The sequence below is a fragment of the Pseudomonas sp. GW821-FHT01A09 genome (assembly GCF_058986725.1).
Map to the genome: position 1 here is coordinate 1 of NZ_JBYSWB010000029.1, position 23,286 is coordinate 23,286.

General features: G+C 63.5%; 20 protein-coding genes and 1 riboswitch. Of the genes, 15 read left to right on the forward strand and 5 right to left on the reverse strand.

What is annotated here, in order from left to right; translation table 11 throughout:
* Window positions 1-339: 339 nt before the first annotated feature.
* Both AC3WJP_RS24295 and AC3WJP_RS24300 read right to left on the reverse strand, forming a co-directional pair.
* Window positions 340-2,124, reverse strand: coding sequence for a bifunctional diguanylate cyclase/phosphodiesterase (locus AC3WJP_RS24295; RefSeq protein ID WP_493723437.1), 1,785 nt, complete (start codon window positions 2,122-2,124; stop codon window positions 340-342).
* Window positions 2,125-2,368: 244 nt separating this feature from the next.
* Window positions 2,369-2,881, reverse strand: a complete 513-nt coding sequence (locus AC3WJP_RS24300) for a cytochrome b (RefSeq protein ID WP_493723436.1) — start codon at window positions 2,879-2,881, stop codon at window positions 2,369-2,371.
* Between the two features lie 236 nt (window positions 2,882-3,117).
* On the opposite strand from AC3WJP_RS24300, the gene AC3WJP_RS24305 reads away from it, so the two are divergent.
* The 4 genes from AC3WJP_RS24305 to AC3WJP_RS24320 all read left to right on the forward strand — a co-directional run bounded on the left by AC3WJP_RS24305 (window position 3,118) and on the right by AC3WJP_RS24320 (window position 6,889).
* On the forward strand, window positions 3,118-4,281 hold the full coding sequence (locus tag AC3WJP_RS24305; protein WP_493723435.1) for an ATP-binding protein: 1,164 nt from the start codon (window positions 3,118-3,120) through the stop codon (window positions 4,279-4,281).
* 107 nt (window positions 4,282-4,388) lie between these two features.
* Window positions 4,389-4,832 carry a helix-turn-helix domain-containing protein gene (locus AC3WJP_RS24310; protein ID WP_493723434.1) on the forward strand — a complete coding sequence of 148 codons (444 nt, stop codon included), beginning with the start codon at window positions 4,389-4,391 and terminating at the stop codon, window positions 4,830-4,832.
* Between the two features lie 330 nt (window positions 4,833-5,162).
* Complete coding sequence (locus AC3WJP_RS24315; RefSeq protein ID WP_493723433.1) at window positions 5,163-5,462, forward strand: DUF3077 domain-containing protein; 300 nt, start codon at window positions 5,163-5,165, stop codon at window positions 5,460-5,462.
* Window positions 5,463-5,578: 116 nt separating this feature from the next.
* Entirely contained in the window at window positions 5,579-6,889 is a 1,311-nt protein-coding gene (locus AC3WJP_RS24320) for an AAA family ATPase (RefSeq protein ID WP_493723439.1), read from the forward strand.
* Here AC3WJP_RS24320 and AC3WJP_RS24325 read toward each other — a convergent pair whose 3' ends face one another.
* Window positions 6,890-7,792 carry an AEC family transporter gene (locus tag AC3WJP_RS24325; protein WP_493723432.1) on the reverse strand — a complete coding sequence of 301 codons (903 nt, stop codon included), beginning with the start codon at window positions 7,790-7,792 and terminating at the stop codon, window positions 6,890-6,892.
* Between the two features lie 208 nt (window positions 7,793-8,000).
* On the opposite strand from AC3WJP_RS24325, the gene AC3WJP_RS24330 reads away from it, so the two are divergent.
* From AC3WJP_RS24330 to AC3WJP_RS24355, 6 genes are all read left to right on the forward strand, one after another.
* A complete protein-coding gene (locus AC3WJP_RS24330; RefSeq protein WP_493723431.1) occupies window positions 8,001-9,215 on the forward strand; it encodes a multidrug effflux MFS transporter in 1,215 nt (404 codons plus the stop codon).
* A gap of 6 nt (window positions 9,216-9,221) precedes the next feature.
* Complete coding sequence (locus AC3WJP_RS24335; protein WP_493723430.1) at window positions 9,222-10,094, forward strand: oxygenase MpaB family protein; 873 nt, start codon at window positions 9,222-9,224, stop codon at window positions 10,092-10,094.
* A gap of 105 nt (window positions 10,095-10,199) precedes the next feature.
* On the forward strand, window positions 10,200-11,528 hold the full coding sequence (locus tag AC3WJP_RS24340; RefSeq protein ID WP_493723429.1) for a cation:dicarboxylate symporter family transporter: 1,329 nt from the start codon (window positions 10,200-10,202) through the stop codon (window positions 11,526-11,528).
* On the forward strand, window positions 11,525-12,430 hold the full coding sequence (locus AC3WJP_RS24345; protein WP_493723428.1) for an NAD(P)-dependent oxidoreductase: 906 nt from the start codon (window positions 11,525-11,527) through the stop codon (window positions 12,428-12,430). The genes AC3WJP_RS24340 and AC3WJP_RS24345 overlap by 4 nt, the downstream gene beginning before the upstream one ends.
* Before the next feature lie 109 nt (window positions 12,431-12,539).
* Complete coding sequence (locus tag AC3WJP_RS24350; RefSeq protein WP_493723427.1) at window positions 12,540-13,886, forward strand: MFS transporter; 1,347 nt, start codon at window positions 12,540-12,542, stop codon at window positions 13,884-13,886.
* Between the two features lie 57 nt (window positions 13,887-13,943).
* Window positions 13,944-15,200, forward strand: a complete 1,257-nt coding sequence (locus tag AC3WJP_RS24355) for a gallate dioxygenase (RefSeq protein ID WP_493723426.1) — start codon at window positions 13,944-13,946, stop codon at window positions 15,198-15,200.
* A gap of 92 nt (window positions 15,201-15,292) precedes the next feature.
* Here AC3WJP_RS24355 and AC3WJP_RS24360 read toward each other — a convergent pair whose 3' ends face one another.
* A complete protein-coding gene (locus tag AC3WJP_RS24360; protein WP_493723425.1) occupies window positions 15,293-16,483 on the reverse strand; it encodes a LysR family transcriptional regulator in 1,191 nt (396 codons plus the stop codon).
* Between the two features lie 125 nt (window positions 16,484-16,608).
* Between AC3WJP_RS24360 and galB the strand changes: the two genes are divergently transcribed.
* The 3 genes from galB to AC3WJP_RS24375 all read left to right on the forward strand — a co-directional run bounded on the left by galB (window position 16,609) and on the right by AC3WJP_RS24375 (window position 19,269).
* Entirely contained in the window at window positions 16,609-17,349 is a 741-nt protein-coding gene (gene galB / locus AC3WJP_RS24365) for a 4-oxalmesaconate hydratase (RefSeq protein ID WP_493723424.1), read from the forward strand.
* A complete protein-coding gene (locus AC3WJP_RS24370; protein WP_493723423.1) occupies window positions 17,346-18,059 on the forward strand; it encodes a 4-carboxy-4-hydroxy-2-oxoadipate aldolase/oxaloacetate decarboxylase in 714 nt (237 codons plus the stop codon). Before galB ends, AC3WJP_RS24370 begins: the two co-directional genes overlap by 4 nt.
* A 139-nt stretch (window positions 18,060-18,198) precedes the next feature.
* A complete protein-coding gene (locus AC3WJP_RS24375; RefSeq protein ID WP_493723422.1) occupies window positions 18,199-19,269 on the forward strand; it encodes a 4-oxalomesaconate tautomerase in 1,071 nt (356 codons plus the stop codon).
* A 98-nt stretch (window positions 19,270-19,367) separates the two neighbouring features.
* On the opposite strand, the gene AC3WJP_RS24380 is transcribed toward AC3WJP_RS24375, so the two are convergent.
* On the reverse strand, window positions 19,368-20,684 hold the full coding sequence (locus AC3WJP_RS24380) for a PQQ-dependent sugar dehydrogenase (protein ID WP_493723421.1): 1,317 nt from the start codon (window positions 20,682-20,684) through the stop codon (window positions 19,368-19,370).
* 291 nt (window positions 20,685-20,975) lie between these two features.
* Window positions 20,976-21,201: riboswitch (cobalamin riboswitch) on the forward strand.
* Window positions 21,202-21,336: 135 nt separating this feature from the next.
* Here AC3WJP_RS24380 and cobO point away from each other — a divergent pair.
* Both cobO and AC3WJP_RS24390 read left to right on the forward strand, forming a co-directional pair.
* Complete coding sequence (gene cobO, locus AC3WJP_RS24385; protein ID WP_493723420.1) at window positions 21,337-21,948, forward strand: cob(I)yrinic acid a,c-diamide adenosyltransferase; 612 nt, start codon at window positions 21,337-21,339, stop codon at window positions 21,946-21,948.
* Window positions 21,945-23,249, forward strand: a complete 1,305-nt coding sequence (locus AC3WJP_RS24390; protein WP_493723419.1) for a cobyrinic acid a,c-diamide synthase CobB — start codon at window positions 21,945-21,947, stop codon at window positions 23,247-23,249. Before cobO ends, AC3WJP_RS24390 begins: the two co-directional genes overlap by 4 nt.
* The last annotated feature ends 37 nt before the right edge of the window (window positions 23,250-23,286 follow it).

Sequence of the window (23,286 nt, forward strand, 5' to 3'; positions counted from 1 at the left end):
TGCAATTGCTGAAACCCTGATGATCGCCGACCCGAACATGTGCCATGTAGCGAGGGGGCTTGCCCCCGATAGGGTGTATCAGTGCTGGATGAGGTGGCTGACACCCCGCATCGGGAGCAAGCCCTCTCACCACAGGGTTGGGCCTGGCGATCTAGGGGAAATGCTTTCGCCTGCAGATGCAGTTGCTGAAACCCTGATGAATCGCCGACCCGAACATCTCCCCTGTAGCGAGGGGGCTTGCTCCCGATAGGGTGTGTCAGTACTGGATGTGGTGGCTGACACACCGAATCGGGAGCAAGCTCCCTCGCTACAGGGTTGGCTTCAGGCATTCATTGAATTTTAGCCGCAGGCAATCAGCGGGAAATCCTTCTCGTTACCCTCGGCATACCCGCGCATCAGCCGCTCCGCCGGCAACGGTCGACTCAAGAAATACCCCTGCGCTTCATGGCAGCCATAGGACTTCACCAGGCTCAAGCTCTTGAACGTTTCGATCCCTTCAGCCACGGTCCGATACCCCAGCTCCCGGGCCAGTTGCAGCACCGAGCGGGCAATGACGCGGTTGCGCGGTTTGTTTTCCAGGTCGGTGATGATCGATTGGTCGAGCTTCAGCACATTGGCCGGGATATCTCGCAAGTAAGCGAAGTTGCTGTAGCCGGTGCCGAAATCGTCGATGGCGACATCCACCCCGAGCGCCCGAATCCGCTGCAACTGTCCGATCACATTCGGCGCTTCACGTATCCACTCGCCCTCGGTGATTTCCACCTCGATGCGCTCGGCGGGCACCCCATGGACTTTGCAGGCTCGGCTCAGTGTCTGCGCGATGTCCATGCCTTGGAAGTCCAGCGCCGACAGATTGATCGATACCTTGCTGTCGTCATGGGCCCATTGCGCGACCGCGGCCAGCGAGCGATCGATGACCCAGCGGGTGACATGGTTGATCTGCCCGGCGCGTTCGATCAGCGGGATGAACTCGGCCGGCGACACCGGCCCGAAGTGCTGATGACGCCAGCGCAGTAGCGCCTCGGCACCGAGCTGACGGCCATCCTGCAGGTTGAAGCGCGGCTGGAATTCCAGGTACATGCCGCCGCCCTCCATGGCCGCGCTGAAATCGTTGACCAGGCTGAACGCGCGTCGATGGATGTGCGCGCGGCTCTCGTCGTAGGCCTGCCAGCGGCTGCGCGCGCGCTCGGCGGCGCTGGCGGCATGGATGGCCTTGCGCAGCAGATTGCCCACCGATTGGCTGCCGTCCAGGCAGCAGGCGACGCCGATGCGCGTGCACGGCGCCAAGGGGAAATCCTGGGTGGGGAAGGGCTGGGTGATCATCTCCACCAGCGCCCGGGTCAGTTCCTGATGGCGGTCGGGGTGACAGGTGAGCATCAGGCAGAACTGCTGCTCGCTGAGCTGATACAGGCACGCCACGCCCTCGAGGATATGCGCCAGCTTGTCGCTGACGCGCTTGGCCCCGGAGCGCAGTGCAGTGAAATTGTCATCGGCGCCGTCGTCGGGCTGCCACTGATTGTCCACCGCCTCGATCAGCATCATCAGCCGCGCCGGTGCCCGGGGATCGAGATGCAGGCCACGGGTGTCGGTCAGGAATTGCCGCAGGTTGGGCAGGCCGCTGACCGGGTCGCGAGTGTCGAGCATTTGCCGTTGTTCGATCTGCGCCATGACCATTTCGGCCATGTCCTGCAGCACCAGACTGTCGCCGGGGGCCAGCTCGTGGGGAAACTTGTCGATGATGCACAGGCTGCCGATGTTGTAGCCCGAGCGGGTGCGCAGCGAGGCGCCAGCGTAAAAGCGGATGCCTTCGGGGGCGGTGACCAGCGCGTTTTTGCAGAACCGCGCGTCCTGCTGGGCGTCGGGCACCTGCATCACGCCGTTCTGGCGGATGGTCAGCGCACAGAACGACTGGTTGATCGGCGTTTCGCTGGGACCGAAGCCGATGCGTGCAGCGAACCACTGGCGGTCCTGCTCCACCAACGAGACCAGCACGGTCGGCACTTTGAAATAGGCTGCCGCCAAACGGCAGATACGCTGGAAATCCTCGTTATGAGCGGTTTCCAGCCATTGCAGCGCATGCACAGCCGCCAGGCGTTGTTGTTCGGCAGTATCGAGACTGTGCATGGGTATGGCCTTCAAATGGTGCACTGCAGAGGCTTTGCGCTAGATTAACAGGGTGATGGCCTTGTGACACTAACTGATGGCAAAGGTTTCACGGGCGGGCGACGTGTGGCGAAGATTTCGGACGAGGGGTGTCCAGGTTGTTACGTATGGACACCAAATGCATCGGCTCGGATACATCACCCCTGTGGGAGCTAGCTCTGCTCGCGAAGAGGCCCGTCGAGTCGCAAAAGATCCTTGCAGGCACTCAGCGCATCCTATGCAACACCGACTGCCCACGCAGCGCATGCATCGCCACCGCCCCGAGGTGCATCGCCACCAGCAGGGCCAGCAACGCACACAGCACATGGTGCGCCTCGTGAATACGCTCCAGCACCAGCGTGGAATGGATCAACTGAGGAAAGGTCACCAGCGACAGCATGGTCACCGGATGCGTCATCATCAGCACGCCGCTGAGCAGCACGCTGAAGATCATCAGATACAGCAACCCATGCACCCACGCCGCCACCCGATTATGCACTTCGGTATCCCGATCGCGCAGATACAGCCACAACCGCGCCAGGAAAAACGGGATGAACAGGCTGGTCAGCTGCGGGTTGAGATTTTCGACCCACACCCGCACCGGGTCCTCGGGCGCCAGCAGCCCGACGCCGAACCCACTGAACGTCGCCCATAGAATGATCAATGCCGACAGCCAGTGCAGGCATTTGCGCGCAGGGGTGTAGGGGGATTCGGCTGGAGCGGGGGAGGTGGCGGGCATAGCGGTTACCGTTAGCGTTTGCGAAACAGATGCATTTGCGTCGGTGGTATACGCCTGTTAGCCGGTTTTTGCACGGTGATTTTACTAATCGACATCAAACGCCGGCGCTCGCTGGTCAGGGACCGGGCAGGCGCAGAGCATCACGGGAAGCTTTTCCCTATTCCATTGACCAGTGAATATACTGAATTATACTTAAAGATATAAATTATAGTAATTGATATAAAAAGGTATAGATCATGAGCCAGACGCCTCACCATCTCGCTTTTCGACGTCCTGCCCTCGCAGCCAGCATCGCTGACGGTTTGCAAGGGTACGGCCTGCATGATTACACCTCCGGGCTGTTTCTCGCCGCTCCACGGCGCACGGGCAAGAGTACTTTCTTGCGCGAAGATTTGATCCCTGAATGCGTCCAGCGCGGCTGGCTGGCGGTATACGTGGATCTATGGGCGGATCGCAATGCCGATCCTGCCGACTTGATCACTCGTGATCTGACCGCCGCACTGATCCCATTTGAGAAAGGACTCCGCAAGTTGGCGAAGTCCGCAGGCGTAGAAAAACTTAACTTTCTGCGTACCTTCTCCTGGGATTTCAGCCGACCGCAATTGCCGCAAGGTGCCACGCTTACCCATGCTCTGCAGTTGCTCCATACCGTCAGCGGCAAGACATTGGTGTTGGTTATCGATGAGGCGCAGCATGCTCTGTCGACCGAAGCGGGGTGCACGGCCATGTTCAGCCTCAAGGCCGCTCGCGACGCGCTTAATCAAGGACGTGAAAGCCCCGGTTTGCATCTGGTATTCACCGGCTCGAACCGCGACAAGCTGGCTCACCTGGTACTTGCCCGCAGTCAACCATTCTATGGCTCGAACATCACGCCCTTCCCGCTGCTGGCTAAAGACTTCACGCAGGCCTACACCCTTCACCTCAACCAGCGCCTGGCAGCTACCAATCAGTTCGATGCCGCGGATGTCGATGCCGCATTCGATCTGGTGGGGCGCCGCCCCGAAATGCTCCGTAGCCTGATCAGCGTCGTCGCGCTTGAATTGGGGGAAGCCAGTCAGCTCGGTGAGTTGTTGCATAGTCAGGCACTACTCATGCGCGCGGGCGCCTGGCTCGAGTACGAAAGTGCCTATAACACTCTTACGCTGCCGCAAAGAGCGGTGCTGGAAGTCATGGCGCTCTGTTCCCGTGACAACCGGCCATTTGCCCCCTTCGGCGATGAGACACTGTTGGCGGTGACTCGGCGTCTGGAGGCGATGGGTAGCGATCTGACGCCGGGGACGCAGACGATTCAGGCCTGCATCGATGCGCTGCGAGAGAAGGAATTGGTCTGGAAGGCCAGCAGAGGAGCCTATGCACTGGAGGACAAAGCGATGGGCGACTGGGTCGCACAGCGGTTCTGAAAGGCGTATGAAAGTGCAATTATTCTGGCGCTTGATGATGAAGAACGTCGTAATAATTGCACTTGGGCTGTCGAGAGTTGATTGAATCGGATTTACAGGTGCTCGCAATGGCAAGAAAAACAGCTCCACTGCTTCCAAAAACCGAGCGGTTGTTGCACGGCTTAGGGGAGCGCTTGAAACTCGCACGATTGCGTCGACGATTCACGGCAAAGACAGTGGCCGAGCGCGCCGGGATGTCAGTGATGACATTGCGGTCATTGGAGTCAGGCGGAGCTGGCGTGACCATTGGCGCTTACCTGTCGGTGCTTCAGGTGCTAGGTCTTGAAAGCGACATTGCTCGGATAGCAGGGACCGACCCATTAGGCCGTCAATTGGAGGATGCCCGTTTGTTACGAAACGCGGGGCCGAAGGCAAATATCAGGACTGGCAGCCACATCCAGCCCCTACTAGCTGCCGACTCGCGGCGCAGACAGTCATCGTCAGACCTGGACCATAGCGAGCCACTGATAGCAACTTCACTGGCTTCACTTTTGGTGAAGTTACCTCGATAACCAAAAACGGATCGCATGTCCAAGTCATCTCTCGGCAGATGCCACTTGGCCAATATTGCACCCAAGCCCCTCAACCAGTATCGTCGCTCCCCGTTGCCGATCACCCGGCGACCGGGTTTGGCGACCCGAACAGCAAACGGCGCATTGCGCCTCAACACACCAGCAGGCGCATCATCGCGTCCTGTAGCTGTGTGCTATGACGGCTGTGCGCGGGAGACTTTCGGGTCTGCCGGGCTCCGTTTGCCCCGGTTCGCCAACCTGCGTACAGCTGTCACCCATTCGTTTGGCGACGAGGGTGTCAGTTTCAATACTGCAAACGGAGCTGAACCCATGAACACTCCCGAAAACAATCTGGCCCGAGCCACCACCGCTTCCGGCCACGGCTTCCATCCCACCGGCGACGCCCAAAACCACCGCCTACTGTTCACCGTAAACCCCGATATCCCCATCGCCGATGCCATGGAAAGCGTGTCCGAGCTGCTGAGCCTGTTGAAAGCACCCTTGCTCCGGGCGGCGCTGGGGGCGGAGCCATTACAGGGTGACAGCGCGTTCAGCGCGATGAATTCGCTAGCAGCGGCCAAGGCCGTGGTCGACTCGTTGATCGCTAACTTAGAGCACTCGCTTCCATAATTCAGCGGTTCCAGCCGCATCGCCGAGACCCTTCGCGGTTTCAAGCGATGCGGCTTGCTGGTTATTGCCTTACCATGTCGAAATTGAGTGCTGACGCCCACACGAGCATCATGAATATGCTGATTTCGATTGAACTGAAGAACTTCAAGAGCTACGAATCGGCGAGCTTGCCGTTGTCCGGCATGACCTTTCTGATCGGTGCCAATGCATCGGGAAAGAGCAATGTGCTGGAGGCGATTCGAATCCTTAACTGGTTGGCCAAAGGAAGCCGCCTGGACGATATCACTCGGTCGATTCAAAGTGGCGACGCAGTGGTGCGCGGTCAAGCCAGCGACCTGTTCAGGGACCCGCTCGCCGGTTTCGGGCTAGGCGTACGTTTCGGTGATATGCCGCAGGATTGGGGCGACTTCGAAATGTCGATCGGGCTCGTGTCCGATCAACTGGTGGTAACGGCGGAAAGTGTGGTCAAGGCCACAGAGGCAGTGGCGCTGTATCAGGTCGACAGTGTGCCCACCGCCAACTCCGAAGAGATAAGCGTGGCCTACAACAGCTTCAAGCCAGGCCGGATCAACCCCCACATCCCCTGTTCGAACCGCCAAGCGATTTTCTATCAACTTGAAACGCCGGGCCGATTCGAATCCGGGCACGATGATGCACAACGAGTGATTCCAGCGGTTACCAAAGCGATACGTGAAGCCTTGCGTAATGTCGTGTTCCTCGATCCACGTCCCGCATTGATGCGTGATTACGCCTATGTGAAGGACAACCTCATCAAGGAAGACGGCAGCAACCTGTCGGCGGTGCTCTTCCAGATCTCCCAAATCCCCGAGCGCAAAGCGCGACTGCTGGCGTTCATCAAATCGCTGCCCGAGCAGGACATCACCGATATTCAGTTCATCAAGACTGACCGTAACGACGTGATGGTGAGGCTGGTCGAGTCTTTCGGTCTGAAAGACAGGGTAGTGGATGCGCCGCTGTTGTCGGAGGGTACCTTGCGCGTTCTGGCCATCGGCGCAGCCCTGCTGACCGCACCTGCCGGGGCGCTGGTGATCATCGAAGAGATAGATAACGGTGTTCATCCAAGCCGAGCGCAGACATTGGTCAGCCAGCTTCATGCTATCGCTGCGCAGAACCATCTGCGCGTGCTGCTCACCTCTCATAACCCGGCCCTTCTTGACGCGTTGCCAGATAGCGCATTGGCCGATGTGGTGGCGTGCTATCGCGATCCGCAAGAGGGTGACAGCCGCTTGATGCGCCTGGGCGACTTGGATCGCTACCCTGAATTGATTGCTCAAGGGCCATTGGGGCAACTGATGACGCGTCGGGTTCTGGACCGTTTCCTCAAAGACAAAAGCTCTGCCGAAGACCGAAAAGAGCAAGCGCTGGATTGGCTGGATGATCTGCGCCGTAGCGCCGTATCAAGTTAATTACCCCACCACCCCATTCACCCACATCCACACCGGCAGCGTCCCCGCCGACAACACCGTCGTCAGACAAATCGCCGAACTGGCCTTCTGGCTATCTTCCAGCGTCCGCGAAAAACCCAGTGTATTCACCCCGCACGGATTCGCCGCCATCAGCACCAGCACTCCGCGCGCCATGCCGTCAATCCCGAAAAACCGGCACGCCAGGATCACCAGCAACGGCATGATCACCAGCTTGGCGACAGTCATACCCAACGCCTCGACGCTGGGCCTGAGCCGAAACCCCGCCAGGTTCGCGCCGAGCACGATCAGCGCGCAGGGCAGGGCGGCCTGGGCCAGCCACTGCGCCAGCTGCATCAAGGGGCCTGGCAGATGCAGGTCGCTGAGGTTCAGCGCCACACCCGCGAGCAAGCCGATGATCATCGGGTTGGCAAGGCTGGCGACCAGGGTGCTGACCTTGAACGGTTCGTTGCCGGCGAAGCTGTTGTACAGGCTCTGGAAGCTGAACAGCAGCAGGCTGTGCACCGCCAGCACGGTGAACAGCATCACCAGCCCGCCACTGCCGAACAGCCCGGCCACCAGCGGGATGCCGATCAGCGCGTTGTTGCCGAAGGCAGCGGTCAGGCCATAGGGCGTGGGGTGGCCGACGAAGTAGTGGGCGACGCCGTTGACCAGCGCGAAAATCAGCAAGGCCGGGATGAAGTACGCGGCCAGCAGCGTCACATTCAAGCCGTCGTGCAGCGGCGCGTTGGCCATGCCGGTGAAGAGCACCATGGGCATGAACAACGAGAAGGTGATGCTGCTCAAGCCCTTGTTGATCTCGGGTTTGAGCGGGCCGCGGCGGGCGAGGAAGTAGCCGAGGATGATCAGCAGGAAAATCGGCAGGATGACTTGCGGGACGGCCACGGCGCTGGGCTCCTTGAATGCACGGCGGGCATTATTGACTGAATGGACATCGGTTGTCGTACCATTCTTGGCAGCTGCGGATTAGAGGGTCGCGCGCACATATGGCCGGTAAACTGAAGTCCCTGACCGATGCTGCGGTTTTTATCCCGATAAACTGACCGCTTTGGCCGCCCCAGCGGCCTTTTTTGACTGTGAAAGGCGTAACCCGATGAAGATGAGCAGGGCAGGAGTGACATTCGCGGTGTTCCTGGGGGCGTTGGCTGCATTGCCGCCCATCGCTACCGACATGGCATTGCCAGCCCTGACCCGCATCGGCGCTGCGCTGCATTCGACTCAGTCGCTGGCGGGGATGACCCTGAGCCTGTTCATGGCTGGTTTTGCCCTGAGCCCGTTCTTTTACGGGCCGCTGTCCGATCGCCATGGCCGTCGGCCGCTGCTGGTCATCGGCCTGGTGCTGTTCGCCCTCGGCGGCGTGCTGGCGACCCTGGCGCCGAACATGACCGTGCTGCTGATCGCGCGCTTGCTGCAAGGCCTGGGTGCGGGTGCGGGGATGACGCTGGCCATGGCCATGGTGCGCGACAGCTTCGAAGGGCGCGTGGCGCAGTCGCGGCTGGCGGTGATCACTGTGGTGGCGAACATGGCGCCCATCGTCGCCCCGGCCCTGGGCGTGGTAGTCCTGGCAGCCATGGGCTGGCGCGCCATCTACGCGATCAATGCCGTGAGCGGCGTACTGCTGCTGGTGATGGCCTGGCTCGGGCTTGAAGAGACCGCTCGGCCTCAGCCAAATCAAGCCAAGGCCGCCAGCCTGATCGAGGATTACCGCCAGGCCCTGAGCCATCGCTCGGTACGCGACCATCTGCTGATCAACGCCCTGGCGTTCGGCTGGATGTTCGGTTATGTGGCCGGTTCGCCGGTGGTGCTGATCGAGCATCTGCACGCCAGCAGCTCCCTCTATTCGATCCTGTTCGCCTGCACCGGCGCCGGCATCGTCGCCGGTGCGAGCCTCAGCGGCTGGCTGGGCCAGCGCGGTGTGGCGGCGCAGCGGCTGATTCAGTGGGGGGTGATCCTGGCGGTGTTGGTCACCGGTGCGGCGGTGGTGATGTCGCTGACTGCAACCGCCACCCTGGCGACCTTGATGCCGTGCCTGGTGCTGGCAACTGCGGCCTTCGGCATCCTTGCACCCTGCGCCGCCCAGGGCGCACTGGAGCCGCTGCCGGCGCTGGCCGGGGTCACCGGTGGGCTGCTGACCTCGATCCAGATGTTCGCCGGCGCCCTCGCCAGTTTGTTGGTGAGCCTGTTGCTGCCGCCGCTGGGTATACTCGGCATGACCGCCACCATGGCCGGTTTTGCCCTTTTGACCCTGTTGCTGGTGCTGGGCCTGGCGCGCGCCACGGCCGCCGAGGCGGCGCCGATGGAAAGCTGAAACCCTATGGAATACCTGCGCCGCCGCATCGAAGCACAAATGCTCAGCATGACCGGCCTGGCGCTGGGGCAGATCGATTTCGAACAGCCCAAGGGCGACCCGGGCCTCTATGGCCCTGATGCCGTGTGTTGGCAGGTGCACGGCGACTTTCCATGCATGCTCATCGGCGGCATCACCGCTTTGCTCCTGCAGATGCTCCACCCGCTGGCGCTTGCCGGGGTGTGGGATCACTCCAACTTTCGTGACGACATGACCGGCCGCCTGCGCCGCACCGGGCAGTTCATCGCCGGCACCACCTTCGCCGCACGCAAGGACGCCGACTGGCTGATCGACAAGGTCCGCACCCTGCATGAAAAAGTCGTCGGCACCGCGGCGGATGGCCGACCCTACGCGGCCAGCGATCCGGCCCTGCTGACCTGGGTGCACGTGGCCGAAGTGCACAGCTTCATGGCCGCGCATTTGCGCTATCTCAACCCGCAGTTATCCCTCGCCGAGCAGGATCGCTACTACGCCGAAACCGCGCTGATCGCCCAGCGCCTCGGCGCTGAGCAGGTACCCACCGATGCCCGCGCGATCGCCGCCTATATCGAGGGCATGCGCGGGCAACTGCTGTGCGATGAACGCAGCCTTGAGGTATTGCGCCTGCTGCGCAATGCGCCGGCGCCGAGCCGGTTGGCGCGGCCAGTGGGTGCATTGATGCTGCAGGCCGGGGTCGATCTGTTGCCTGATTGGGCCGCGCAGCTCTTCGGTATCCACCACTCGCCGCTGCGCCGCAGCCTCGTGCGCGCGACCACGCAGCCGGTGGCGGGCGCCATGCGCTGGGCGCTGCACAACGGCTCGATCCACCGTGCCAGACGCCGCCTGGATCTGCCGTACTGACGCGCCGATAAACAAAAGGCATGGTCCTGCAAGGGTTACGCATTGCCCTGAGCGCGTCACCCTGTGCGACGCTCGACCTGGACAATAAAAACAAGGTCGTCCCCCATGAAATTGCTCGGCAAACTGTATATCCAGGTGCTGATCGCGATGGCGTTGGCTATCGTGCTCGGCCTCGCCGCACCCTCCATCGCCGTACAGATGAAACCCTTGGGCACGGCGTTCATCGCGTTGCTGAAGATGCTCCTGGGCCCGATCATTTTCTTTACCGTGGTCCATGGCATCGCCCATATCGGCGACTTCCGACGCCTGGGCCGCATCGGTATCAAGACCCTGGTGTACTTCGAGGTGGTCAGCAGTCTGGCGATGATCGTCGGCTATACCGTGGTGTCGCTGGTCCGCCCTGGCGAGGGCCTGCACGCCAACCTCGGTGACAGCCTCAGTGCCGGGGAGGCGGCCACAGTCAACGCGGCGCTCTCCGGTGGCAGCTTCGACCTCGGCCACTTCTTGCTGTCGATCATTCCCAAGACCCTGGCCTCGGCCTTCGTCGAGGGTGACATCTTGCCCGTGCTGTTCGTTTCGGTGCTGGTGGGCATTGCCCTGGCACAGTGCGCCAAACCCGACTGGCTGGGCCTCAAGCTGCTGTCCGAGGGCCAGACCCTGACCTTCAAGCTGCTCAGCTACATCATGCGGCTGTCGCCCATCGGTGCCTTCGGCGCCATGGCGGCCGCGGTGGGCAGTTTCGGCTCGCAGACCCTGCTGTACCTGCTGCGCTACATCCTCACTTATTACGCCAGCACGTTGATCTTCATCTTCCTGGTGCTGGGCAGCGTGGCGGCATTGGCCGGGCTGTCGATCTTCAAGATCCTGCGGGTCATCAAGGAGGAGGCCATCATCGCCATGGGCACCGCGTCCAGCGAGGCGGCGTTTCCGCGGTTGGTGGACAAACTCACCAAGGCCGGTTGCGACGAGGCCGTGGTCGGCTTCGTGCTCCCGGCCGGCTACAGCTTCAACATCGACGGCGCCTGTCTGTACATGGCCTGCGGCCTGGGGTTTCTGGCCCAGGCGACCGACACCAGCCTGACCCTCAGCCAGCAGATCAGCGTACTGGCGGTGATGCTGCTGACCTCCAAGGGCGGCGCGGGCGCGGCGGGCGGCGCCGTGATCAAGCTGGCCGCCACCTTGCAGTCGGTACGCCTGGTGCCCCTGGGCTCATTGGGCTTGTTGTTCGGCATCGACAGGGTGCTGGCCATCGCCACCTCCACCACCAATGTCATCGGCAACAGCGTGGCGGTGATCGTGATCTGCAAGTGGGAAAAACTGTTCGATCGCGAGCGCTTCGAGGCTTATCTGCGTAATCCCGATGGCCGTATTGCTGCGCGGGCAGAACCAGCGCCTGGCGCCTCACAACCTGTATTCAAGGAGAGCCTCAAATGACTACCCCAGCATCCCTGCAACGTGTCGCACTCATCGGTTTTGGTGAAGCCGGTGGCATTCTTGGCCAGGACCTGGTTGCGCAAGGCGTGAGTGTTCGTGCCTACGATCGGCTGTTCGCGCAAGCCACGCTGCAGAGCAAGGCCCGTGCTGCCGGGGTCGAGCTGTGCGACAGCGCGGCCGCCGCCATCGAGGGCGCGCAGTTGGTGATCTCCGCAGTCACCGCCGGATCGGCCTTGCAAGTCGCCGAGCAGGTGGCTGCCCATCTGCAGCCCGAGCAGCTGTTCATGGACATCAACTCGGTAGCGCCGGCCACCAAGCAGGCTGCCAGCGCCGCCATCGAAGCCAATGGCGGCCAGTATGTCGACGCCGCGGTGATGGCGCCGGTACCGCCGCAGCGCCTGCAGACGCCGATCCTGCTAGGGGGCCGGCAAGCACAATCACTGGCCGCCTGGCTGACGCCGCTGGGCTTCAACATCCAGGTGGTGGCCGATCGCATCGGCGTCGCCTCGGCCATCAAGATGTGCCGCAGCGTGATGATCAAGGGGCTGGAAGCCCTGACCACCGAGTGCCTGGCCACCGCCCGCCAGTACGGCGCCGAAGAGCGCGTGCTGGCCTCGCTGCACAAGAGCTTCCCGGGCATGGGCTGGGATGCGCGCCAGCCCCACTATTTGATCAGCCGCGTGGCCGAACATGGTCGACGCCGCGCCGAAGAGATGGAAGAGGTGGCCAAGACCGTGGCGGATGTCGGCGTCAATCCGCACATGAGCCTGGCCATCGTGCAGGCCCAGCGGGGCCTGGTGGAGCAGATGGCCGAGCAGGGTCTGCCGTACAGCGATCCCTTCGATTGGTCGGCCCTGGTCGATGCGCTGTATGGCCGATCAATAAAAGCGATACCTGTTTAAACATTTCACAGACGAATCCCAGGCCGCGCTGGCCTATGCTGGCGCCACCTGCCAACGCCCCTTGAACGGCGCCATGCAGTCCCACAATTCGAATAAAAGGGCCGCATCGATGAACACTCCCGCCGTGGACATCAAACACTGGATCGATAACCGATCCGTCTCGCGCTACCAATGGCTGATTCTTGGCTTGTGCTTTCTGATCGTTACCTTCGACGGCTTCGACGCCGCCATCATGGGCTTTATCGCGCCGGCGGTGATCGCCGACTGGGGCATCAGCAAGTCGGCTTTCGGGCCGATCCTGGCGTCGGCCATGGTCGGGCTGGCGGTGGGGGCGTTGATGTCCGGGCCTTATTCCGATCGCCTCGGGCGGCGCCGCGTATTGTTGGCCTCGGTGGCCTGTTTCGGCTTGTTCAGCCTGCTCTGCGCCTTCGCGCGCTCTCCGCTGGAGCTGGCCGCGCTGCGTTTTCTGACCGGGCTGGGTCTGGGGGCGGCGATGCCCAACAGCACCACGCTGCTGTCCGAATATATCCCGGCGCGCTTGCGTGGGCGCTTGATCACCTTGATGTTCATGGGCTTCGGCCTGGGCTCGGCCATGGGCGGTTTCGTCTCGGCGTGGATGATCCCGCAGTGGGGTTGGCACGCGGTGTTGCTGGTTGGTGGTGTGCTGCCCCTGGCGCTGTTGCCGGTGCTGTATTTTCTCCTGCCCGAGTCGGTCGATCTGATGATCAACCGACGCTTCCCGCGGGCGCGGATCATGGCCGTACTCAAGCGCATGGGCGGGCAGTTCGACGATGCCGTGAGCTTCGTGGTCAGTGTGCCGGCCGCCCATGAATCGGCGGGGCGCAAGGTCTCCCATCTGTTCAGCAGCGAATACCGCTGGCGCACCCTGAGCCTGTGGGGCACCTATTTCATGGGCCTGTTGGTGATCTACCTGCTGACTGGCTGGATGCCGACCTTGATCAAGGATGCCGGCGTCAGCCTCGAGCGCGCGGCGGTGATCACCGCAATGTTCCAGTTTGGCGGCCTGGCGGGGATCCTGCTGGTGGGCTTCGCCATGGACCGCTTCAATCCCAAGGCGGCGATCGCCGTGGCCTACGTGGGCGGCGCGTTGTGCATCTTCGCCTTGGGCTTCGTCGAGATCGGTGCCTCGGCGCTGGGCGTGCTGGTGTTCGCCGCAGGCTTTTGCATGAACGGCGCGCAGACTGGCCTCAACGCCTTCGCGCCGGGCCAGTACCCGACGGATTTCAGGGCCACGGGCGTCAGCTGGATGCTCGGCATTGGTCGCTTCGGTGGCATTTTCGGCTCCCTCACCGGCGGTGCGCTGCTGAGTCTGGGGCTGCCGATGAACATGGTATTCGCAGTGCTGGGGATCCCGGCGCTGCTGGCGGCGCTGGCGATCATGGCCGGCCCGCGGCCGCGGCACAGCCCTGGGCTGCAGCCAGAGCTCAATCACTGATTCCTGGCGGCTCTGCGGGGCCGCCGTTGTTTTTGCATTTGTTCGGGAGACCTTCACATGGCGCGCATCATCGGCGGCCTCGCCGTATCGCACACGCCCACCATCGGCTACGCGGTCGATCACGATAAACAATCGGAAGCGGCCTGGGCGCCGATCTTTGCCAGCTTCGAGCCGATCAAGACGTGGCTGGCCGAGCAGCAGCCGGACGTGTTGTTCTACATCTTCAACGACCATGTTACGTCGTTCTTTTTCGATCATTACTCGGCCTTCGCCTTGGGCGTGGATGACCATTACGACGTGGCCGACGAGGGCGGCGGCAAGCGCGACCTGCCGGCCATCGGCGGCCACGCGGCGCTGTCCCGGCACATCGGCCAGAGCCTGATGGCCGATGAATTCGACATGTCGTTCTTCCGCGACAAGCCCATCGACCACGGCCTGTTTTCGCCGATGTCGGCGCTGATGCCGTTCAAGGATGGCTGGCCGGTGCAGGTGGTGCCGTTGCAAGTGGGCGTGCTGCAGTTCCCGATCCCCAGCGCGCGGCGCTGCTATAAGCTCGGCCAGGCACTGCGCCGCGCCATCGAGAGCTACCCGGAGGACCTCAAGGTTGCCATCGTCGCCACCGGTGGCGTGTCGCACCAAGTGCATGGCGAGCGCTGTGGCTTCAACAATCCGCAATGGGACGCGCAGTTTCTCGATCTGTTCGTCAACGATCCCGAGCGCCTGACCGACATCACCTTGGCCGAATACGCTACCCTCGGCGGCATGGAGGGCTCGGAGGTAATCACCTGGCTGATCATGCGCGGCGCCTTGTCGGCCAATGTGGTCAAGCTGCATCAGGACTATTACCTGCCGTCGATGACCGGCATCGCCACCTTGCTGCTGGAGAACCAGGCCCGCGAGGTGCCGGTGGACGTGTTGCAGCGTCATCGTCAGCACATCGGTCATCAGCTGGCTGGGATCGACAAGCTGCCGGGCACGTATCCCTTCGATCTGCAGCGCAGTCACAAGGGCTATCGCCTGAATCGCTTTCTGCATCAGTTGATCGAGCCAAGCTGGCGCCAGCGCTTTCTCGAGACCCCGCAGGTGCTGTTCGACGAGCATCAATTGAGTGAAGAAGAACGCCGGCTGGTCAGTGAGCGCGACTGGCAGGGGCTGATCCGCTACGGAGCGATCTTCTTCTTGCTGGAGAAACTCGGGGCCGTGGTGGGCGTGTCGAACCTGCACATCTACTCGGCGATGAAGGGCTTGAGCCTGGAAGAGTTCCAGAAGACCCGCAATCAGCAAGTGACCTATTCGGTAGCGGGTAAGCGCTGATCTCATGCCCTGTAGCGAGGGGGCTTGCCCCCGAAAAGAAAACCGCCGACACCGATATGTGCAGACGAGGTTTTCGGGGGCAAGCCCCCTCGCTACAGGGTTTGCACCACCTGCCGAATCTGCGCCATCAATGCCTCGGCGGCGGGCGAGGGCAGGCCGTTGCTGCGGTAGATCAGGCCGATCGGGCGCAGGGTGTCGTGCAACGCCAGGGCCAGGGGTTGCAGCTCGCCGCTGGCCATCTCGTATTCCAGCTGATGGGCCGAGACCACGGCGAGCATGTCCGAGCGCATCAGCAAACCGCGGATGATCGCCATGTCGCCGGTTTCCACCACAGGCTCCGGTGCCGGGCTGCCGATCTGCTGAAAGTGCGCCTCCAGCAGCAAGCGTGCCGGGGTATCGGCCCGCGGCAGCACCCAACGGGCGTCGTCCAGCTCCGGCAGACTCAGGGGGCGCCCCAGCAGTGGATGACCGCGGCGCACCAGTATCAGCATCTCCTCGGTCAGCAGTTCCTCACCGTGCAGATCGCTGGCGTAGTCGCTGGCGCGCAGGGCGCCGAAGACAAAATCCACATCCCCCGCACGCAGCTCCAGGGCCAGCAGATTGAACGGGCTTTCATTGCTGGCGATGCGCACGCCGGGGTGCTGTTCGAGCAACTGCACGATGGCCTGGGGCAGGATGCGCGTGCGCCCCAGCGGCAGCGCGCCGACCATCACCACCCCTTGCAGCGAGCCCTTGATGGCCGCCACGTCGGCGTCGATACGGCGCAGGTCGTTGAGGGCGCGGCGGATCGGATAGAGGATGTCGTGGCTGGCCTGGGTCGGTTGCAAACCCCGTGCAGTGCGCTCGAACAGGCCCTTGCCAGCGCCGTCTTCGAGGGCCTTGAGCGCCGCACTGATGGCCGGCTGCGTCAGGCCGAAGGCCTTGGCCACGGTCTGCATGTGGCGGGTTTCGCAGAGCTTGACGAAGATTTCCAGGCGCCGCGTCTGCAACAGATACAGCGGCTCGTGGGCGGTATGGCCGAGCAGGGCGGGAATCGCCTCGAGCTCGGCCAGCACTCGCAGCGCTCGCGGCAGGATGGCCTTGCCGTAGGCACTAAGCAGCATGCCGCTGGCGTGGCGCTCGAACAGTGGCACGTCGAGGCGGATTTCCAGATCGCGGATGGCTCGGGTGATCACCGATTGCGCCCGCAACAGCACCTCGCAGGCGCGGGAAATGCTGCCATGTTCGGCCACGCGCACGAAGGCGCGGATCTGCATCAGTGCGGGCAAGGGCTGCTCGGGCATGGGGCGGTTACCTGGGGGGCAGTGGAGGCCGATAAGTAAAAAGTATACCAGCCTTAATTGAACGCATTATTCCGGTGCCGACCCGCATGACAGCATGGGCCGACTATAAGCAGGAGAGTCTTTGCATGAACAGTCCGTCCGCAAAAGCCGCCTTGGTGGTCAGTGCCCACTCTGCCGATTTCGTCTGGCGTGCCGGCGGCTCGATCGCCCTGCACGCCGCTCAAGGCTACAACGTCCATATCGTCTGCCTGTCGTTCGGCGAGCGCGGCGAGTCGGCCAAGCTGTGGCGCAAGGGCGCCGAGATGACCGAAGCCACCGTCAAGGCGGCGCGCCGTGAGGAAGCTCAGGCGGCGGCCGACATCCTCGGCGCCACTGTGGAGTTCTTCGACATCGGCGATTACCCGATGCGCGCCGACAAGGACACCCTGTTCCGCCTGGCCGATGTGTTCCGCCGCGTGCAGCCGGAATTCGTCCTCAGCCATTCGCTCAAGGACCCCTACAACTACGATCACCCGCTGGCCATTCACCTGACTCAGGAGGCGCGCATCATCGCCCAGGCCGAAGGCTACAAGCCCGGCGAGCAGATCGTCGGCGCGCCGCCGGTGTACAGCTTCGAGCCGCACCAGCCCGAGCAGTGCGAGTGGAAGCCCGACGTGCTGCTGGACATTACCGAGGTGTGGGACAAGAAGTACGCAGCCATCCAATGCATGGCCGGCCAGGAGCACCTGTGGGAGTACTACACCCGCGTCGCCCTGCAGCGCGGCGTGCAGGCCAAGCGCAACATCGGCATCACGGCGAAAAAGAACATCGTCTACGCCGAGGGCTATCAGAGCATCTTTCCACGGGTGACGGAGAATCTGGGATGAGCAGCGTAGGCAAAACCGGTGTGGTGGTGCGCAACATTCAGCGTGCCGACAAGGCCTTGATTGCCGAGCTGACCCAGTACGGCGTCGCTACCGTGCACGAGGCCCAGGGCCGCAAGGGCCTGCTGGCGCCGTCGATCCGGCCGATCCAGCAGGACTTCGCCCTCAGCGGCTCGGCGGTCACCGTGCTGGTGGCGCCGGGGGATAACTGGATGTTCCATGTGGCGGTGGAGCAGTGCCAGCCGGGGGACATCCTCGTGGTGGCGCCCAGCTCGCCGTGCACCGACGGCTTTTTCGGCGACCTGCTGGCCACCTCGCTCAAGGCCCGCGGCGTGCAGGGGCTGGTGCTCGACGCCGGCGTGCGCGACACCCGGACCCTGCGCGAGATGGGCTTTGCGGTGTGGTCGCGGGCGGTGCATGCCCAGGGCACCATCAAGGAGACCCTGGGCTCGGTGAATATCCCCATCGTCTGTGCCGGGCAGTTGGTCAACCCGGGCGACGTGGTACTGGCGGATGACGACGGCGTGGTGATCGTGCGCCGCGCCGAGTTGCCGGCGGTGATCGAAGCCAGCCGCAAGCGTGCCGACCTTGAAGAGCAAAAACGCCTGCGCCTGGCTGCTGGCGAGCTCGGCCTGGACATCTACAACATGCGCCCGCGGCTGGCGGAGAAGGGCTTGCGGTATGTCGATAGCCTGGATGATGTGGAGAGCTGAAATGCCCCAGCGCCAGTGCTGACGCCTTCGCGGGCAAGCCTCGCTCCCACAGTGGTGACGCACCTGTAGGAGCAGGGCTTGCCCGCGAAGAGGCCGGTGCATTCAACGCATCTGTGTCGACCCTATAGAGAGCTGAGCCATGCCCCAAACCCGAATCCCTTGCCTGATGATGCGCGGCGGTACGTCCAAGGGGGCGTACTTTCTGGCGGGCGATCTGCCCGCTGATCCGCTCCAGCGCGACCGCGCATTGCTCGCCGCCATGGGCTCGCCGGATCCGCGCCAGATCGACGGCATCGGCGGTGCGGATTCGTTGACCAGCAAGGTGGCGATCATCCGCGCGTCGAGCCGCCCCGGGATCGACGTCGACTATCTGTTCGCCCAGGTCGTGGTGGATCAGCCGCGGGTCGATTACGGGCAGAACTGCGGCAACATCCTCGCCGGGGTCGGGCCCTTCGCCTTGGAGCGCGGGCTGGTGGCCGCCCAGGGTGAATTGACCGCAGTGCGCATCTACATGGAAAACACCGGCCAGACCGCCACCGCGCTGGTGCAGACGATCGATGGCCAGGTGCGCTACGACGGCGCGGCGGTCATCGATGGCGTGCCTGGCAGCGCCGCGCCGGTGGTAGTGCGTTTCGACGATATCGCCGGTTCCAGCTGCGGCGCATTGCTGCCGACCGGCCAGGTACGCGATACCTTCGATGGCATTGAGGTGACCTGCATCGATAACGGCATGCCGGTGGTGGTGCTGCGGGCGGCGGACTTCGGGCTGACCGGCCGCGAAAGCCGCGCCGAGTTGAATGCCGATGAGGGCTTGAAGGCGCGCCTGGAGTCGATTCGTCTGCAGGCCGGGCCGCGGATGAACCTGGGGGATGTGAGTGCCCGCACGGTGCCGAAGATGAGTTTGATCGCCGAGCCGTTTGCCGGCGGAGCGATCAGCAGCCGGACCTTCATCCCCCACACCTGCCATGCGTCGATCGGGGTATTCGGTGCGGTGAGCGTGGCGTCAGCGTGCTTGCTGCAAGGCTCGGTGGCAGGGGGCTTGGCGCAAGTGCCGGAAGGCGAACTCTTGAACGTCTCGGTGGAGCATCCGAGCGGCGAGTTCACCGTGGAGATCCGCCGCGATAACGGCGTGATCACCGGGTGCGGGCTGCTGCGCACCGCGCGGTTGTTGTTTGATGGATACGTCTGCGTGCCACTCAATACCCTGTAGCGAGGGGGCTTGCCCCCGATAAATCGTGTCAGCGACATCAGGGTGTCTGACACGGCGAATCGGGGGCAAGCCCCCTCGCTACAGGTGAGTCATATTGCCTAAGGCCGCGCCGCCGTTACCCGCCAGACCCGATTGCCCACATCATCCGCCACCAGCACGCCGCCGCGATGATCGACCACTACCCCCACCGGCCGGCCCATGGCGTTCTCGTCCTTGTCCAGGAAGCCGGTCAGCAGATCCACCGGCTGCCCGCTGGGCTTGCCGTTGGCAAAGGGCACGAACAGCACCTTGTAACCACTGTGCGGCTTGCGATTCCAGGAGCCATGCTGGCCGATGATCGCACCTTCGACGAAGGGCGCTGGCAATGCGTTGGCTTCGGCAAACGCCAGCCCCAATGACGCCGTATGCGGCCCGACCGCGTAGTCCGGGGCGATGGCCTTGGCCACCAGATCGGGATTCTGCGGGCTCACGCGCTCGTCCACATGCTGCCCGTAATAACTGAAGGGCCAGCCATAGAACGCCCCGTCCTTGACCGAGGTGATGTAATCCGGCACCAGGTCGCTGCCGATCTCGTCACGCTCGTTGACCGCCGTCCACAACGCGCCGGTTTTCGGTTCCCAGGCCAGACCATTGGGGTTGCGCAGGCCGGACGCGAAAATCCGCTGCTGATGGGTGAGCGGGTCCACTTCCCAGATCGCCGCGCGGCCTTTTTCGGCCTCCAGACCGTTTTCCGCGACGTTGCTGTTGGAGCCGACGGTGACATAGAGCTTCTTGCCATCCTGGCTGGCGATGACGTTCTTGGTCCAGTGGTGATTGATGGTGCCGCCGGGCAGGTCGACGATCTTGTCGCCGGGCGTGGTGATCGCGCTAGCGCCCTGAGCGTATTTGAAGTGCAGCAACTGGTCGGTGTCCGCCACGTACAGATCATCACCGACCAGCGCCATGCCGAACGGCGAATTGAGGTTGCTCAGGAAGGTGCTGCGGGTTTCCGCCACGCCGTCGCCGTCCTTGTCGCGCAGCAGCGTGATGCGGTTGGGGCTGGCCACCCCGGAACCCGCACGGCTCATCACCTTCTTGGCGATCCAGCCCTTGATGCCCTTGCTGTCATCGGGTTTGGGCGGGGCGTCGGTCTCGGCCACCAGCACATCGCCGTTGGGCAGTACATATAGCCAGCGCGGGTGATGGAGATCGCGGGCGAACACCGCCACTTGGGTACCGGGCGCTGCGACCGGTTTGGCGCCCTCGGGCCAGCCCACTGCCGGAGCGATGTTGACGGTCGGCAGCAGGGTCTTGTTGGGGGGCGGCAGTTTCGGCGTCGGGCCGGTGCCATCGCTGACTTGCAGGGTAGAGCTTTCGCCGCAGGCGGCAAGCGCGGCGCTGAGGCTGATCAGCGCGGCGAGGCGGGTGATGTGCATGGTGGGCTTCCCTGTGTGTGCTGTTGGTCTTGTTATGTGCAGTGCTGGCTGCGCTTGAAGGATAGAGGTATCGATAGGGGTGTAGGTTCCGGTGAATGTGCGTAGGACAGGCTGGCCCCTTCGCGAGCAAGCTCGGCTCCCACAGGGGTACGCCGCTTGTGGGAGCCGAGCTTGCAACAGGGGTACGCCGCTTGTGGGAGCCGAGCTTGCTCGCGAAGAGGCCAGCGGATTCAGCGCATGCCTGCGCCCCACCCAGCGGCTTCATTTGACGCTCACCCCCCAACCCTCTAACCTTCGCGGCGTGTTTCAGGTGCTCGGCCGCCGCCTGGCGGGTCGAGTGAAACAGGGAAGCCGGTGAGCGAGCCTAGCCTTGCGATTCCGGCGCTGCCCCCGCAACGGTAAATGAGTCAAGGCCGCGCACGTCGCCACTGGCCCTCCGGGGTTCGGGAAGGCGCGCCGCCTGGGTGTGATAGCCCCGCTCATGAGCCCGGAGACCGGCCTGAACGCTCTTATTTCAATTGACTGTCGCGCGGGTGAGAGCGGCATCGACGATATGCTGCGAGCCGCCCCCGCGCCCTGTCCCTGACACTTGGGCGCGCGGGCACCGTTCGTGCGTCGATGCCGTCTGCGTGCACCAGTAGCGGAGGCTGCCATGACTGAATCCCTCGAACGTGACGAGCGCCATGTCGCGCGCATGCTGCGTAAAAAAGCCGTGATGGACGAACGTATCGCCAACGCGCCCAATGCCTGTGGCTTGCTGCTGGTGCTGACCGGCAACGGCAAAGGCAAAAGCAGTTCGGCGTTCGGCATGCTTGCCCGCGCCATGGGCCATGGCATGCAATGCGGCGTGGTGCAGTTCATCAAGGGCCGCAACAGCACCGGCGAAGAGCTGTTCTTCCGCCGCTTCCCCGAGCAGGTGCGCTATCACGTCATGGGCGAAGGCTTCACCTGGGAGACCCAGGACCGCCAGCGCGACATCGCCGCCGCCGAAGCCGCCTGGGCCGTCTCGCTGCAGATGCTCCAGGACCCGGCCATTCACTTCGTGGTGCTCGACGAGTTGAACATCGCCCTCAAGCACGGCTATCTCGACCTCGATCGCGTGCTCAGCGACCTGCAAGCGCGCCCGGCCATGCAGCATGTGATCGTCACCGGTCGCGGCGCCAAGCCGGAAATGATCGAACTGGGCGACACCGTCACCGAAATGGGCATGCTCAAGCACGCGTTCCAGGCCGGTATCGGCGCGCAGAAGGGCGTCGAACTGTGAATCAGCCGCGCCACTGCCCGGCGGTATTGATCGCCGCGCCTGCATCGGGGCAGGGCAAGACCACGGTCACCGCCGCCCTCGCACGCTTGCACCGCAATCAGGGGCGCAGGGTACGGGTGTTCAAGTGCGGGCCGGATTTTCTCGACCCGATGATCCTCGAACGCGCCAGCGGTGCCCCGGTGTACCAGCTCGACCTGTGGATGGTAGGCGCCGACGAGAGCCGCCGGCTGTTGTGGGAAGCCGCCGCCGAGGCCGATCTGATCCTGATCGAAGGGGTGATGGGGCTGTTCGACGGCACGCCCTCGAGCGCCGACCTGGCGCGGCATTTCGGCGTACCGGTGCTGGCGGTGATCGACGGCACGGCCATGGCCCAGACGTTCGGCGCCCTGGCCCTGGGCCTGGCGCGCTATCAGCCGGATCTGCCGTTCGCCGGCGTGCTGGCCAATCGAGTCGGCACCCTGCGCCACGCGCAACTGCTGGAAAACAGCTTGACCGAAGGCCTGCGCTGGTACGGCGCGCTGTCCCGCGACCTGGCCATCGAGTTGCCCAGCCGTCACCTGGGGCTGGTGCAGGCCAGCGAACTGAATGATCTGGATGCCCGCCTGGACGCAGCCGCCGAAGCCTTGGCCGGCAGCTGCGAAGTGGCGCTGCCGCCGGCGGTCACCTTCGCCGCGCCCACCCTGGTGCCGGCCGAGCCTTTGCTCGACGGCGTGCGCATCGCGGTGGCCCATGACGAAGCCTTCGCCTTCACCTATGGCGCGAGCCTCGACCTGCTGCGCGCCATGGGTGCCGAGCTGGTGTTCTTTTCGCCGATCCACGACGCCGAGCTGCCCGCCTGCGACAGCCTCTACCTGCCCGGTGGCTATCCTGAACTGCATCACCTCGCGCTGGCCGCAAACCATGGCGTACTGGAGGCGATCCGCGCTCACCACGGGGCCGGCAAGCCGCTGCTCGCCGAATGCGGCGGCATGCTCTATCTGCTCGATGCCCTGACCGATGTCGAAGGGGTCCGTGCGCCCTTGCTGGGCCTGCTGAGCGGCGAAGCGGTGATGCAAAAACGCCTGGCCGCGCTGGCGCTGCAAACCGTGGACTTGCCCGAGGGATCGCTGCGCGGTCATACCTATCACCATTCGTTGACCAGCAGTGAATGCCAGCCCATCGCCCGTGGCCTGAGCCCCAATGGCGGGCGCGGCGCCGAAGCGGTGTATCGCATCGGGCGGATGACGGCGTCTTATGTGCACTTTTATTTCCCGTCGAACCCGCAGGCGGTGGCGGCGTTGTTCAAGCCGCTGTCTTCCTGATGCGCAGGGTCGACCTTGTAGCGAGGGGGCTTGCCCC